Origin of the sequence: Massilia timonae CCUG 45783 (genome assembly GCF_000315425.1) — a bacterium.
GTDB lineage: Bacteria > Pseudomonadota > Gammaproteobacteria > Burkholderiales > Burkholderiaceae_D > Telluria > Telluria timonae.
In genome coordinates this window covers 1034922-1047650 of record NZ_JH992924.1, presented here as the reverse complement: position 1 = coordinate 1047650, position 12729 = coordinate 1034922, and the positions used below count along the sequence as shown (strand labels likewise).

Genomic DNA, 12729 nt, shown 5'->3' with positions numbered 1-12729 from the left:
AGGGTTGGCGGGCTCCCCGCCGACGCGCCCGGCGTGCGCTGGAATCACCCCGCCAGCAACCTGGCCACCTGCTCCGCCGGCAACGGCCGCGCAAACAGATAGCCCTGCGCATACTGGCAGCCGAAGGAGCGCAGCAAGGCATACTGCCCTTCGGTCTCCACCCCTTCGGCCACCACCGACAATTGCAGGCTGCCCGCCAGCGCCATCACCGCCGCCACGATGGCGCGGTCCTCGGTGCTGGCCTCCAGCTCGCGCACGAAGGCGCGGTCGATCTTGATCTTGCGTACCGGGAAGCGCTTCAGGTAGGCCAGGCTCGAATACCCGGTGCCGAAATCGTCGATCGACAGGCGCATCCCCATCGCGTTGATCTGGCGCAGGATCTCCAGCGTCTGGCCGCCGTGCTGCATCAGCGCGGTCTCGGTGATCTCGAATTCCACCAGGCCCGGCGCGATCCCGGTGTCGGCGACGATGGCGCGGATCGAGTCGACCAGGCCCTGGTGCATGAACTGGCGCGCCGACAGGTTGATCGCCAGCGGCACCACGTCCAGCCCCTCGCGCTGCCATTGCACGGCCTGGGCGCAGGCGCTGCGGATCACCCACTCGCCGACTTCCATGATCATGCCGCTCTCCTCCAGGATCGGGATGAACTCGTCCGGCCCCACCAGCGCGCCGCCGCGGCGCCAGCGCAGCAGCACTTCCAGCGCGCTCGGACGGCGCGTTTCGGTGCACATGATCGGCTGGAAATACAGCGCGAACTCCTCGCGCGCCAGCGCGCCGCGCAAGCTCGATTCGAGCTCGAAATGGCGCGCCGCCGCCAGGTTCATGCGTTCGGTGAAGAACTGGTAATTGTTGCGGCCGGCCGCCTTGGCCTGGTACATCGCGGCGTCGGCGTGGCGCATCAGGGTCTCGACGTCGACGCCGTCGTCCGGATACAGGCAGATCCCGATCGAGGGCGAGATGTGCAGGCAGTGGCCGTCGATCTGGCAAGCCATCGACAGCGCGGCGATGATCCGCCCGGCCACCTCGGCGGCATCGCCGCCGCCGGCGATCCCCGGCATCAGCACCACGAACTCGTCGCCGCCGAGACGCGCCACCAGGTCGCTGGGCCGCACCGCCGTCACCAGGCGCAGGGCGACGTCGCGCAGCAGCTGGTCGCCGACCATGTGGCCAAGGGTGTCGTTGATGTTCTTGAAGCGGTCGAGGTCGATGAACATCAGGGCGAGCTTCGCGCCCGCGTGCGGCGCGTCGCCTGCGGCCACGGCGCGCATCGCCGCCTCGAGCCGCTCGGACAGCATGGCCCGGTTGGGCAGCCCGGTCAGGCTGTCGTGGTAGGCCATGTGGTGCACGCGCGCCTCGGCCTGGCGCCGCTCGTTGATCTCTTCCTGCAGCAGGGCGTTGGCGCCGGCCAGTTCGGCGGTGCGCTCGGCCACCCGCACCTCGAGTTCGTCGCGCGCGCGCAGGATGGCGTCGGCCGCCTCGCGCTGGGCGGTGACGTCGTCCACCAGCCATACGCTCCTGCCGCCCGCCTGCGCCAGGTCGAACAGGCGGCCCGACAGGCGCGCCCAGAAGCGGCTGCCGTCGCGCCGCACCATCTCGTGCTCGGCCATGTGGGCCTGGCCCTGGGCGAACTGGCGTCCTGACAGCTCGCGCGCCTCCTTCCAGCTGGCGTGGTCGGGATACAGCGCGCGCACCGCGATGCCGTCCATGCCGCCCGGCGGCGCGCCGAACAGCTCTTCCATCTTGCGGTTGCAGTGCAGGGTGCGCCCCGCCTCGACCACGGCGATGCCCAGCACCGCGTTGTCGAGGATGGCGCGGTTTTCCATCAGCGCCTCGCGCAGCGATTGCTCGTCGCTGCGCTCGCGGGTGCGGTCCTCGAGCATCCAGATCGTGCCCTTGTCGGGGTCTTTCGCGTTGACCTGGTAGCCGATCATCTGGACCCAGGCCGGCGTGCCGTCCTTGCGCACCAGGGTGCGCGAGGTGGTGAACGGCCGGCCCTGGGCCAGCTGCGGATAGGCCTCGGCGCCGAGCTGGCGATAGGCGGCTTCGTCCGGGTAGATCACGCGCGTGGACACCCCGATCGGCTCGCCCTCGCCGTAGCCGAACATCTGGCAGAAGGCGGGATTGGCGCGCCGGATCACGCGGTTGCGGGTGAACATGATGCCGATCGAGGCGTTGGTCATGATCGCCTGCACCTCGCCCGTCGCCTGGCGCGCCTCGGTCACGTCCTCGACGATCCAGATGGTGCCGGCGCCGCGGTTGCCCGGTTCGACGGCGCAGCCGCGCAGCCGCGCCCAGAAGGTGCTGCCGTCGCGGCGCCGGAACTGCTGCTCGGTTCTCTCGAACAGGCCGCCCCGGGCCAGCACCGCGAACGCTTCGCGGATCAGGTCCTGGTAATCGTCGGGCGAGATGCACACGTCCATCGGCGAAATCCGGCCGACTTCTTCCGGCGCGAAGCCGAACATCTCGCCCGCGCGCGGGTTGAAGGAGCGGATCTGGTCGGGCTGGGTGACGGCGATGCCGACCGGCGCGTTCTCGAACACGGCGCGCTGCTCGCGCACCATGCGCCGCAAGGCGGCCAGGTCCGCCAGCTGCGCCGGGTCCGCATCGTAGCCACGGGGCTGCGCAACGTCAGCTAATTGCAGGTTCGAAAATCCATCCATCGGTGGTTGCTGTCGCGGCTAAAGCTCATGGTTGCCTTGGGTTGCCGAGCGGCAACAAGGGCGATCATCATACCGCGAAATGGGCCTGCAACTGAACTGCTTGCGGCAAGAAAGCGACACCGCGTCGATGCCGCCCCGGGGCTTCAGAACGCGTCACCCGGCACGCATACCCGCCCTTCCATCAAGACCCGCGCGCTGCGGCTCATGATGGCCTTGCCGACGCGCCAGGCGCCGCCCTCGTGAACCGCTTCGGCGCCCACGCGCAGGGTGCCGGACGGATGGCCGAAGCGCACCGCGCTGCGCTCGCCGCCGCCGGCCGCGAGGTTGACCAGGGTGCCGGGAATCGCCGCCGCGGTGCCGATCGCCACCGCCGCCGTGCCCATCATCGCGTGGTGCAGCTTGCCCATCGACAGCGCGCGCACCAGCAGATCGACGTCGCCCTGCGCCACCTGCCTGCCGCTGGACGACAGGTAGCCGGCCGGTTTCGCGACGAAAGCGACCTTCGGGGTATGCTGGCGCTTGCCGGCGTCCTCGATGCTCGCGATCAGGCCCATGCGCAGCGCGCCATGGGTGCGGATGGTCTCGAACATGGCCAGCGCGCGCGCGTCGCCATTGATCGCGTCCTGCAGCTCGGTGCCGTCGTAGCCGACCGCACCCGCTTCGATGAAGATGGTCGGGATGCCGGCATTGATCATGGTCGCGCGCAGGACGCCGACGCCGGGCACGTCCAGTTCGTCGACCAGGTTCCCGGTCGGGAACATCGCACCGGCACTGCCCTCTTCTTCGGCCGCCGGATCCATGAACTCGAGCTGCACCTCGGCCGCCGGGAAGGTCACGCCATCGAGTTCGAAGTCGCCCGTTTCCTGGACCTGACCATCCGTCATCGGCACATGGGCGATGATGGACTTGCCGATATTGGCCTGCCAGATGCGCACGACCGCGACGCCGTCGCGCGGCACGCGCGCCGGGTCGACCAGGCCGTTCGCGATGGCGAAGGGGCCGACCGCGGCCGACAGGTTGCCGCAGTTGCCGCTCCAGTCGACGAAGGGCTTGTCGATCGCCACCTGGCCGAACAGGTAGTCGACGTCGTGGTCGGGACGGGCGCTGCGCGCAACGATCACGGCCTTGCTGGTGCTGGACGTGGCGCCGCCCATGCCGTCGATCTGCTTGCCGTAGGGGTCGGGGCTGCCGATCACGCGCTGCAGCAAGGCGTCGCGCGCGGCGCCGGGCTCGCGCGCCGCTTCGGGCAGGTCTTGCAGCGTGAAGAACACGCCTTTGCTGGTGCCGCCGCGCATATAGGTCGCGGGAATCCTGATCTGGGGAACATGGGACATCGTGCGCTTCTCCATCAAGCCGCCGCCTTCGGCGCCGACGATTCAAGGAAGTCCTGGGCAAAGCGCTGCAGCACCCCGCCCGCTTCATAGATGGCGACTTCCTCGGCCGTATCGAGGCGGCAGGTCACCGCCACCGCGAGCTGTTCTCCAGTCTTGCGATGGATCACCAGCGTCAGGTCGGCGCGCGGCGTGCGCTCGCCCACCACGTCGAAGGTCTCGGTGCCGTCGATGCCGAGCGTGATGCGATTCACGCCGGGCTTGAACTCCAGCGGCAGCACGCCCATGCCCACCAGGTTCGTCCTGTGGATGCGCTCGAAGCCTTCGGCCACGATCGCCTCCACGCCCGCCAGGCGCACGCCCTTGGCCGCCCAGTCGCGCGACGAGCCCTGGCCATAATCGGCGCCCGCCACCACGATCAGCGGCTGCTTGCGTTCCATGTAATGCTCGATCGCTTCCCACATGCGGGTCACCTCGCCCGTCGGCTCGATGCGCGCCAGCGAACCGGCAACCACATTGCCCAGGCCATCCTTCACCATCTCGTTCCTGAGCGTCGGATTGGCGAAGGTGGCGCGCTGCGCCGTCAGGTGGTCGCCGCGGTGGGTGGCGTAGGAATTGAAGTCTTCTTCCGGCAAGCCCATCTTCGCCAGGTACTCGCCGGCGGCCGAGTCGAGCAGGATGGCGTTCGACGGCGACAGGTGGTCGGTGGTGATGTTGTCGCCCAGGACCGCCAGCGGGCGCATGCCGGAAAGTAGGCGTTCGCCCGCCAGCGCGCCTTCCCAGTACGGCGGGCGGCGGATATAGGTGCTCTGTGGCCGCCAGTCGTACAGCGGGCTGACCCTGGCGCCATCGTCGACGACGCGCGCGAACATCGGCGTGTACACCTTGCGGAACTGCTCGGGCTTGACGCTGGCGGCGACCACCGCGTCGACCTCTTCGTCCGACGGCCACAGGTCGGCCAGGCGGATCTCCCTGCCCGCGGCGTCCAGCCCCAGCACGTCCTTCTCGATGTCGAAGCGGATGGTGCCGGCGATCGCATACGCGACCACCAGCGCGGGCGAAGCCAGGAAGGCCTGGCTTGCGTACGGGTGGATGCGGCCGTCGAAGTTGCGGTTGCCCGACAGGACGGCGGTCGCATACAGGTCGCGCTCGATGATCTCTTGCTGGATGGTCGGGTCGAGCGCGCCGCTCATGCCGTTGCAGGTGGTGCAGGCGAACGCCACGACGCCGAAGCCCAGCTTGTCCAGCTCGGGCGTGAGGCCGGCTTCGTCCAGATACAGGGCGACAGCCTTCGAGCCTGGCGCCAGCGAACTTTTCACCCAGGGTTTGCGCAGCAGGCCCGCGCGGTTGGCGTTGCGCGCCAGCAGGCCGGCGGCGATCATATTGCGCGGGTTGTTGGTGTTGGTGCAGCTGGTAATCGCCGCGATGATCACGGCGCCGTCGGGCATCAGGCCCGGTTCGTCTTCTACTTTGCCCGCGATGCCGCGCGCCGCCAGTTCCGAGGTCGGCACGCGCTTGTGCGGATTCGACGGCCCGGCGATATTGCGCACCACGCTCGACAGGTCGAACGACAAGGTGCGTTCGTACTCGGCGTTTTTGAGGCTGTCGGCCCACAGGCCGGCCTGCTTCGCATAGGTCTCGACGAGGTGCACGGTCTCGTCCTCGCGCCCGGTCAGGCGCAGGTACTTGATGGTCTGCTCGTCGATGTAGAACATCGCGGCGGTGGCGCCGAATTCGGGCGCCATGTTCGAGATCGTGGCGCGGTCGCCCAGGGTCAGCGCGGCTGCGCCCTCTCCGTAGAACTCGAGGTAGCTCGATACGACCTTCGACTTGCGCAGGAACTCGGTCAGCGCCAGCACGGTGTCGGTGGCGGTGATGCCGGGGCCGGGCTTGCCGGTCAGTTCGACGCCGACGATGTCGGGCAGGCGCATGTACGAAGCGCGGCCCAGCATCACGCTTTCGGCTTCCAGCCCGCCGACGCCGATCGCGATCACGCCCAGCGCATCGACCATCGGCGTGTGCGAATCGGTGCCGACCAGGGTGTCCGGATACGCCACGCCGTTTTCCACCTGGATCACGGGCGACATGCGCTCCAGGTTGATCTGGTGCAGGATGCCGTTGCCGGGCGGGATCACGTCGACGTTCTGGAAGGCCTTCTTGGTCCAGTCGATGAAATGGAAGCGGTCTTCGTTGCGGCGATCCTCGATCGCGCGGTTCTTGCTGAACGCGTCCGGGTCGAAGCCGCCGCATTCGACGGCCAGCGAGTGGTCGACCACCAGCTGGGTCGGCACCACCGGATTGACCAGGGCCGGGTCGCCGCCTTGCGCCGCGATGGCGTCGCGCAGGCCGGCCAGGTCGACCAGGGCGGTCTGGCCGAGGATGTCGTGGCAGACCACGCGCGCCGGGAACCAGGGGAAGTCGAGCTCGCGCTTGCGTTCGATGATCTGCTTGAGCGCATCGTTCATGCAGGCTGGCTCGCAGCGGCGCACGAGGTTCTCGGCCAGCACGCGCGAGGTGTACGGCAAGGTGTCGTAGGCCCCCGGCTGGATGGCGTCGACCGCGGCGCGGGTGTCGAAATACTCCAGGTCGGTGCCTGGCAGGGGTTTCAGGTGATTCGAATTCATGGCGATGCTCTTTATTTGCGCTCGGCCAGCGGCACGAACGCCAGGTCTTCCGGACCGACGTAATTGGCGCTCGGGCGGATGATCTTGTTGTCGATGCGCTGCTCGATGACGTGGGCGGCCCAGCCCGAGGTGCGCGAGATGACGAACAGCGGCGTGAACATGGCGGTCGGCACGCCCATCATGTGGTACGACACGGCCGAGAACCAGTCCAGGTTCGGGAACATCTTTTTCACGTCCCACATCACCGATTCCAGGCGCTCGGCGATGTCGAACATCTTCATCGAGCCTGCATCAAGAGACAGCGAGCGCGCCACTTCCTTGATCACCTTGTTGCGCGGGTCCGAGATCGTGTACACCGGGTGGCCGAAGCCGATCACGACTTCCTTGTTGGCCACGCGGTTGCGGATGTCGGCTTCGGCTTCGTCGGCGTTTTCATAACGCTTCTGGATGTCGAGCGCCACTTCGTTGGCGCCGCCATGCTTCGGACCGCGCAGCGCGCCGATGGCGCCGGTGATGGCCGAGTGCATGTCGGAACCGGTGCCGGCGACCACGCGCGCGGTGAAGGTCGATGCATTGAATTCATGCTCGGCATACAGGATCAGCGAGGTGTGCATCGCCTGCACCCAGGACTGGCTCGGCTTGACGCCGTGCAGCAGGTGCAGGAAGTGGCCGCCGATCGAATCGTCGTCGGTTTCCACGTCGATGCGCTTGCCATTGTGGCTGTAGTGATACCAGTACAGCAGCATCGAGCCGAACGAGGCCATCAGGCGGTCGGCGATGTCGCGCGCGCCGGCGATGTTATGGTCGTCCTTCTCGGGCAGCACGCAGCCCAGCACCGACACGCCGGTGCGCATCACGTCCATCGGGTGCGCGCCGGCCGGCAGCGCTTCCAGCGCGCTTTTCACCGCCTGCGGCAGGCCGCGCAGCGACTTCAGCTTGGCTTTATAACCGCGCAACTCGGCCTCGTTCGGCAGCTTGCCGTGCACCAGCAGGTAGGCGATTTCCTCGAACTCGCAGGCGTCGGCCACGTCCAGGATGTCGTAGCCGCGGTAGTGCAGGTCGTTGCCCGATTTGCCGACCGAGCACAGCGCGGTATTGCCGGCGGCGACGCCGGACAGGGCCACGGATTTCTTCGGCTTGAAGGTCGGGGTTTCGTTGTTCTGGGTCGTCATCCTCGGTTCTCCTTATTTCGCTTTGTTCTGGGCGAACAGCGCGTCGAGCTTCTGTTCATAGCTATGGTAGTCGATGCGGTCGTACAGTTCGGCGCGCGTCTGCATGGTGTCGAGCACGTTCTGCTGGGTGCCGTCGCGGCGGATCGCGGTATACACGTTTTCGGCAGCCTTGTTCATCGCGCGGAAGGCCGACAGCGGATACAGCACCAGGCCGACGCCGGCACTTTTGAGCTCATCGACGCTGAACAGCGGGGTCGCGCCGAACTCGGTGATATTGGCCAGCACCGGCACCTTGACCGCATCGGCGAACCGTTTATACATCTCGAGGCTCGTCATCGCCTCGGGGAAGATCATGTCGGCGCCGGCTTCCACGCAAGCCACGGCGCGTTCGATGGCGGCGTCCAGTCCTTCCACCGCCAGCGCATCGGTGCGCGCCATGATCACGAACTCGTCGTACGGACGGGCGTCGGCGGCCGCCTTGATGCGGTCGACCATCTCGTCCTTGCTCACGATTTCCTTGCCCGGACGGTGGCCGCAGCGCTTGGCGCCGACCTGGTCTTCGATGTGGCAGGCGGCGGCGCCGGCCTTGGCCAGCGTGCGCACGGTGCGCGCGACGTTGAAGGCCGATGCGCCGAAGCCGGTGTCGACGTCGACCAGCAGCGGCAGGTCGCACACGTCGGTGATGCGGCGCACGTCGATCAGGACGTCGTCCAGGTTCGAGATGCCGAGATCGGGCAAGCCCAGCGAACCCGCCGCCACGCCGCCGCCCGACAGGTAGATCGCCTTGAAACCGGCGCGCTTGGCCAGCAGGGCGTGGTTGGCGTTGATTGCGCCGACCACTTGCAATGGGGATTCTTCCTGCATTGCCTTGCGGAATGCGGCGCCGGCGGAGAGCTTGGTCATGCGGTGTCCTTTCAGATGCGGTGGATGTCGATGCTGATATTGCAAAGCGCGTGCCAGGTCGATGCCAGTCCCTGGCGCGCTGACAGTTCCCTTTATATTCAGTTACTTAGCGCGAGCTGCACATACGATCCCGGCATCTCTGTTTGCCACCGCCCTCGATCTCGTTTCACATTGAAACGATGAGATGCAACACTTGAAACGATCAGGCCGAGCTTGACAGCGTAGCGGGTGTCTTGACATATCGGGATTTCCCGATATACTCGAACGTATGGAACTGCTCGACATCTTCAAAGCCCTCTCCAACCGCACCCGCCTCGATATCCTGAAAGGCTTGAAGGACCCGGAGAAGCATTTCCCTCCGCAAGACGAGGGCGACGTGCACACGGTCGGCGTTTGCGTGAGCAGTATTCAGGAAGGCGTCGGCCTGTCGCAGTCGACCGTGTCCGACTACCTTGCAACGCTGCAGCGGGCTGGCCTGGTCGAGGTGCGCCGTATCGGCCAGTGGACGTACTACAAGAGGAACGAGGCAAACATCAGCGCCCTCGCCGAGATCATCGGCAAAGAGCTGTAAATTTTTTAGGCATGTATATCGATTATTCCCGATATCCCTTTTTAACGAAACGAGGAACAATCATGAAAGCACAACTACTCAGTTCATTTGGCGGCCCGGAATCGTTCGAACTGCGCGATGTGCCGAAACCCGTACCGCAGGCCGGCCAGGTGCTGGTGCGGGTGCAGGCCACTTCCATCAATCCGCTGGACTACCAGGTCCGCCGCGGCGACTATGCCGACCTGGTGCCGCTGCCGGGCATCACCGGGCACGACGTCTCGGGCGTGGTCGAGGAAGTCGGACCGGGCGTGACCGCGTTCGCGCCGGGCGACGAAGTCTGGTACACCCCGCAAATCTTCGATGGTCCCGGAAGCTATGCCGAATACCATGTCGCCTTTGAAAACATCGTCGGCAGGAAGCCCGCATCGCTGACCCATCTCGAAGCCGCCAGCCTGACCCTCGTCGGCGGCACCGCCTGGGAAGCCCTCGCCGTCCGTGCACAACTGAAAGCCGGTGAAAGCATCCTGATCCACGGCGGCGCGGGAGGCGTGGGCCACGTCGTGATCCAGGTCGCCAAGGCCATAGGCGCGCGGGTGTTCACCACGGTGAAGGAAGAGAATTTCGAGTTCGCACGTTCCCTCGGCGCCGATGTGGTCATCGACTACACGAAAGAAGATTACGTCGAGGCCGTCGGGCGCGAGACCGGCGGCCATGGCGTCGACGTGGTGTTCGACACCATCGGCGGCGACACCCTGACGCGCAGCCCGGACGTGCTGGCGCAACTCGGTCGCGTGGTCTCGATCGTGGACATCGCGCAGCCGCAGAACCTGATCCAGGCCTGGGGCAAGAACGCGAGCTACCACTTCGTCTTCACCCGCCAGAACCGCGGCAAGCTCGACGAACTGAGCGCCCTGATCGAGCGCGGCCAGCTGAAACCCCACGTCGGCGCCGTCTATTCGCTGGCCGACATCCCGCTTGCGCATGCGCGGCTGGAAAGCCGTGATAACGGCCTCAGGGGCAAGATCGCGATCGCGGTGGGGCCACTGGCCGATCGCACGAGCGCGCAAGTCTGAGTCGTTTGATTCACTTCGAAAGGAATATCATGGTTTACGAAATCGCCACCCTGCTCGTTCGGCCTGAACACACCGACGGCTTCAGACATGCATTCGCCGAGGTCGCTCATCTGCTCACCCGCGCCAAGGGTTATCGGGGCCATTTGCTGGCGCCCGGGATCGAGCTGCCGCAACAATTCACACTGATCGTGCGCTGGCAGACGCTGGAAGATCACACTCCGAACTTCGAAACCAGCGACGACCACCAGGCATTCATGGCGGGCTTGCAGGGCTACCTCGCCGGCGAACCCGCTGTCCGCCACATCGAAGGTGCGGCCTTCAGCATCGGGCCGTGGGATGCGACGTCGGGTAAATAACAAAGGGGGCGGCCCTCACAGGCCGCCCCCTTTTTTTACATACTCGACTGCGGTTTAGTGCGCCGAAGCACCCGCCGCACCGATACCGGTCTCGGCGCGCACTTCCTGCGCCTCGAAGCCGGCGCGGTCGATGCGGGCGCGCGGGCCCTTGTCGGTGATCGAGAAGATCCAGATGCCGAAGAAGCCGACCGCCATCGAGAAGATCGCCGGCGAGGCATATGGGAAGATCGCGGCGCTGTTGCCCAGCACGTCGACCCAGACCGATTTCGACAGCAGGGTCAGCACGACCGCGGTCGCCAGGCCCAGGAAGCCGCCCACGGTGGCGCCGCGGGTGGTGCAGTCTTTCCACAGCACCGACATGAACAGCACCGGGAAGTTGGCCGAAGCGGCGATCGCGAAGGCCAGCGACACCATGAAGGCGACGTTCTGCTTTTCGAAGGCGATACCCAGCAGCACGGCGATGATGCCGAGGCAGATGGTGGTGATCTTCGACACCTTCAGCTCGTCGGCGCTGTTGGCCTGGCCCTTCTTGAACACGGTGGCGTACAGGTCATGCGAGACCGCCGAGGCGCCCGACAGGGTCAGGCCGGCCACCACCGCCAGGATGGTCGCGAAGGCCACGGCAGAGATGAAGCCCAGGAAGACGTCGCCGCCCACGGCTTGCGCCAGGTGGACCGCCGCCATATTGTTACCGCCCAGCAGTGCGCCGGCAGCATCCTTGAAGGCCGGGTTGGTGCCGACCAGCACGATCGCGCCGAAGCCGATGATGAAGGTCAGGATGTAGAAGTAGCCGATCCAGGTGGTCGCCCACAGCACCGACTTGCGCGCTTCCTTGGCGCTCGGGACGGTGAAGAAGCGCATCAGGATGTGCGGCAGGCCGGCGGTGCCGAACATCAGCGCCATGCCGAAGGAAATCGCGGAAATCGGATCCTTGATGAAGCTGCCCGGGCCCATGATCGCTTCGCCCTTGGCGTGCAGCTCGGTGGCGCTCTGGAACAGTTGGGTCGGGCTGAAGTTATATTGCGCCAGCACCGAGAACGCCATGAACGAGGCGCCCGACAGCAGCAGCACGGCCTTGATGATCTGCACCCAGGTGGTGGCGGTCATGCCGCCGAACAGCACGTAGACCATCATCAGGATGCCGACCAGCACCACCGCGATCCAGTAGTCCAGGCCGAACAGCAGCTTGATCAGCTGGCCGGCGCCGACCATCTGCGCGATCAGGTAGAAGGCCACCACGACCAGGGTGCCGGAAGCCGCGAACACGCGGATCGGCTTCTGGGCGAAGCGGTAGGAGGCCACGTCGGCGAAGGTGAAGCGGCCCAGGTTGCGCAGGCGCTCGGCCATCAGGAAGGTGATGACGGGCCAGCCGACCAGGAAGCCGATCGCATAGATCAGGCCATCGAAGCCGTCCAGGAACACGGCGGCGGAAATGCCCAGGAAGGACGCGGCCGACATGAAGTCGCCCGCGATCGCGAGGCCGTTCTGGAAGCCGGTGATGCCGCCGCCGGCGGTATAGAAGTCGGATGCCGAACGGGTCTTGGCGGCAGCCCATTTGGTGATGTACAGGGTGCCCAGCACGAACACGCCGAACATGATGATGGCGGTCCAGTTGGTGGCTTGCTTGACGCCCTGGCCGAGGTCGGGGGCGGCCTGGGCGATGCCCGCGGCGGCCAGCAGGGCAATTGCGGCTGCGGTATGGAAGCGCTTCATCATGCCCCCACTTTCGCTTTGATGGCGTCGCTCAGTTCGTCGTAGTCGCGGTTGGCGCGGCGCACGTAGATGCCGGTGATGACCACGGTGAACACGATGACGAACAGGCCCAGGGGAATACCCCAGGTCATGACGCCTTCACCGATGCGGGAACCCATGAACTCCTTGTTGAAGGCGACCAGCAGCGTGAAGCCGTAGTACACGATCATCATGGCCCAGGTCAGCGTCCAGCCGAACCGGGAACGGGTCTCTTTGAGCTTGAGGTAATTCGGGTCGCTCTTGACCCTTTGTACGACGTCTTGATCCAATTTTGTCTCCTGATTTTTCTGGTATTGCCTTTGCGGCTG

The 12729-nt window shown here is 66.0% G+C and carries 10 protein-coding genes; 3 read left to right on the top strand and 7 right to left on the bottom strand.

Annotated elements, in window-relative coordinates; translation table 11 throughout:
- Nucleotides 1–44 precede the first annotated feature (44 nt).
- The 5 genes from HMPREF9710_RS19770 to prpB all read right to left on the bottom strand — a co-directional run bounded on the left by HMPREF9710_RS19770 (nt 45) and on the right by prpB (nt 8690).
- The gene (locus HMPREF9710_RS19770; protein WP_005669284.1) at nt 45–2660 is read right to left on the bottom strand and encodes a sensor domain-containing protein; all 2616 of its coding nucleotides are present in this window, start codon (nt 2658–2660) and stop codon (nt 45–47) included.
- 143 nt (nt 2661–2803) lie between these two features.
- Complete coding sequence (prpF, locus tag HMPREF9710_RS19765) at nt 2804–3994, bottom strand: 2-methylaconitate cis-trans isomerase PrpF (RefSeq protein ID WP_005669282.1); 1191 nt, start codon at nt 3992–3994, stop codon at nt 2804–2806.
- A gap of 14 nt (nt 3995–4008) precedes the next feature.
- Entirely contained in the window at nt 4009–6615 is a 2607-nt protein-coding gene (acnD, locus tag HMPREF9710_RS19760) for a Fe/S-dependent 2-methylisocitrate dehydratase AcnD (protein ID WP_005669280.1), read from the bottom strand.
- A gap of 11 nt (nt 6616–6626) precedes the next feature.
- On the bottom strand, nt 6627–7787 hold the full coding sequence (gene prpC / locus HMPREF9710_RS19755; protein ID WP_005669276.1) for a bifunctional 2-methylcitrate synthase/citrate synthase: 1161 nt from the start codon (nt 7785–7787) through the stop codon (nt 6627–6629).
- Nucleotides 7788–7799: 12 nt separating this feature from the next.
- The gene (gene prpB, locus HMPREF9710_RS19750) at nt 7800–8690 is read right to left on the bottom strand and encodes a methylisocitrate lyase (RefSeq protein ID WP_005669275.1); all 891 of its coding nucleotides are present in this window, start codon (nt 8688–8690) and stop codon (nt 7800–7802) included.
- Between the two features lie 268 nt (nt 8691–8958).
- On the opposite strand from prpB, the gene HMPREF9710_RS19745 reads away from it, so the two are divergent.
- The 3 genes from HMPREF9710_RS19745 (at nt 8959) to HMPREF9710_RS19735 (ending at nt 10669) form a co-directional block, all read left to right on the top strand.
- Nucleotides 8959–9261 carry an ArsR/SmtB family transcription factor gene (locus tag HMPREF9710_RS19745; RefSeq protein WP_005669274.1) on the top strand — a complete coding sequence of 101 codons (303 nt, stop codon included), beginning with the start codon at nt 8959–8961 and terminating at the stop codon, nt 9259–9261.
- Between the two features lie 62 nt (nt 9262–9323).
- Nucleotides 9324–10313, top strand: coding sequence for a zinc-dependent alcohol dehydrogenase family protein (locus HMPREF9710_RS19740; RefSeq protein WP_005669273.1), 990 nt, complete (start codon nt 9324–9326; stop codon nt 10311–10313).
- A gap of 29 nt (nt 10314–10342) precedes the next feature.
- Nucleotides 10343–10669 carry an antibiotic biosynthesis monooxygenase family protein gene (locus tag HMPREF9710_RS19735; RefSeq protein ID WP_005669272.1) on the top strand — a complete coding sequence of 109 codons (327 nt, stop codon included), beginning with the start codon at nt 10343–10345 and terminating at the stop codon, nt 10667–10669.
- 54 nt (nt 10670–10723) lie between these two features.
- On the opposite strand, the gene HMPREF9710_RS19730 is transcribed toward HMPREF9710_RS19735, so the two are convergent.
- Nucleotides 10724–12382, bottom strand: a complete 1659-nt coding sequence (locus HMPREF9710_RS19730) for a cation acetate symporter (RefSeq protein ID WP_157225678.1) — start codon at nt 12380–12382, stop codon at nt 10724–10726.
- On the bottom strand, nt 12382–12690 hold the full coding sequence (locus HMPREF9710_RS19725; RefSeq protein ID WP_005669270.1) for a DUF485 domain-containing protein: 309 nt from the start codon (nt 12688–12690) through the stop codon (nt 12382–12384). Before HMPREF9710_RS19725 ends, HMPREF9710_RS19730 begins: the two co-directional genes overlap by 1 nt.
- Nucleotides 12691–12729 lie beyond the last annotated feature (39 nt).

Excerpts from the sequence above, each read along its gene's own strand:
- HMPREF9710_RS19770 (WP_005669284.1), bottom strand. The coding sequence starts at position 2,660 with ATGGATGGATTTTCGAACCTGCAATTAGCTGACGTTGCGCAGCCCCGT.
- prpF (WP_005669282.1), bottom strand. The coding sequence starts at position 3,994 with ATGTCCCATGTTCCCCAGATCAGGATTCCCGCGACCTATATGCGCGGC.
- acnD (WP_005669280.1), bottom strand. The coding sequence starts at position 6,615 with ATGAATTCGAATCACCTGAAACCCCTGCCAGGCACCGACCTGGAGTAT.
- prpC (WP_005669276.1), bottom strand. The coding sequence starts at position 7,787 with ATGACGACCCAGAACAACGAAACCCCGACCTTCAAGCCGAAGAAATCC.
- prpB (WP_005669275.1), bottom strand. The coding sequence starts at position 8,690 with ATGACCAAGCTCTCCGCCGGCGCCGCATTCCGCAAGGCAATGCAGGAA.
- HMPREF9710_RS19745 (WP_005669274.1), top strand. The coding sequence starts at position 8,959 with ATGGAACTGCTCGACATCTTCAAAGCCCTCTCCAACCGCACCCGCCTC.
- HMPREF9710_RS19740 (WP_005669273.1), top strand. The coding sequence starts at position 9,324 with ATGAAAGCACAACTACTCAGTTCATTTGGCGGCCCGGAATCGTTCGAA.
- HMPREF9710_RS19735 (WP_005669272.1), top strand. The coding sequence starts at position 10,343 with ATGGTTTACGAAATCGCCACCCTGCTCGTTCGGCCTGAACACACCGAC.
- HMPREF9710_RS19730 (WP_157225678.1), bottom strand. The coding sequence starts at position 12,382 with ATGAAGCGCTTCCATACCGCAGCCGCAATTGCCCTGCTGGCCGCCGCG.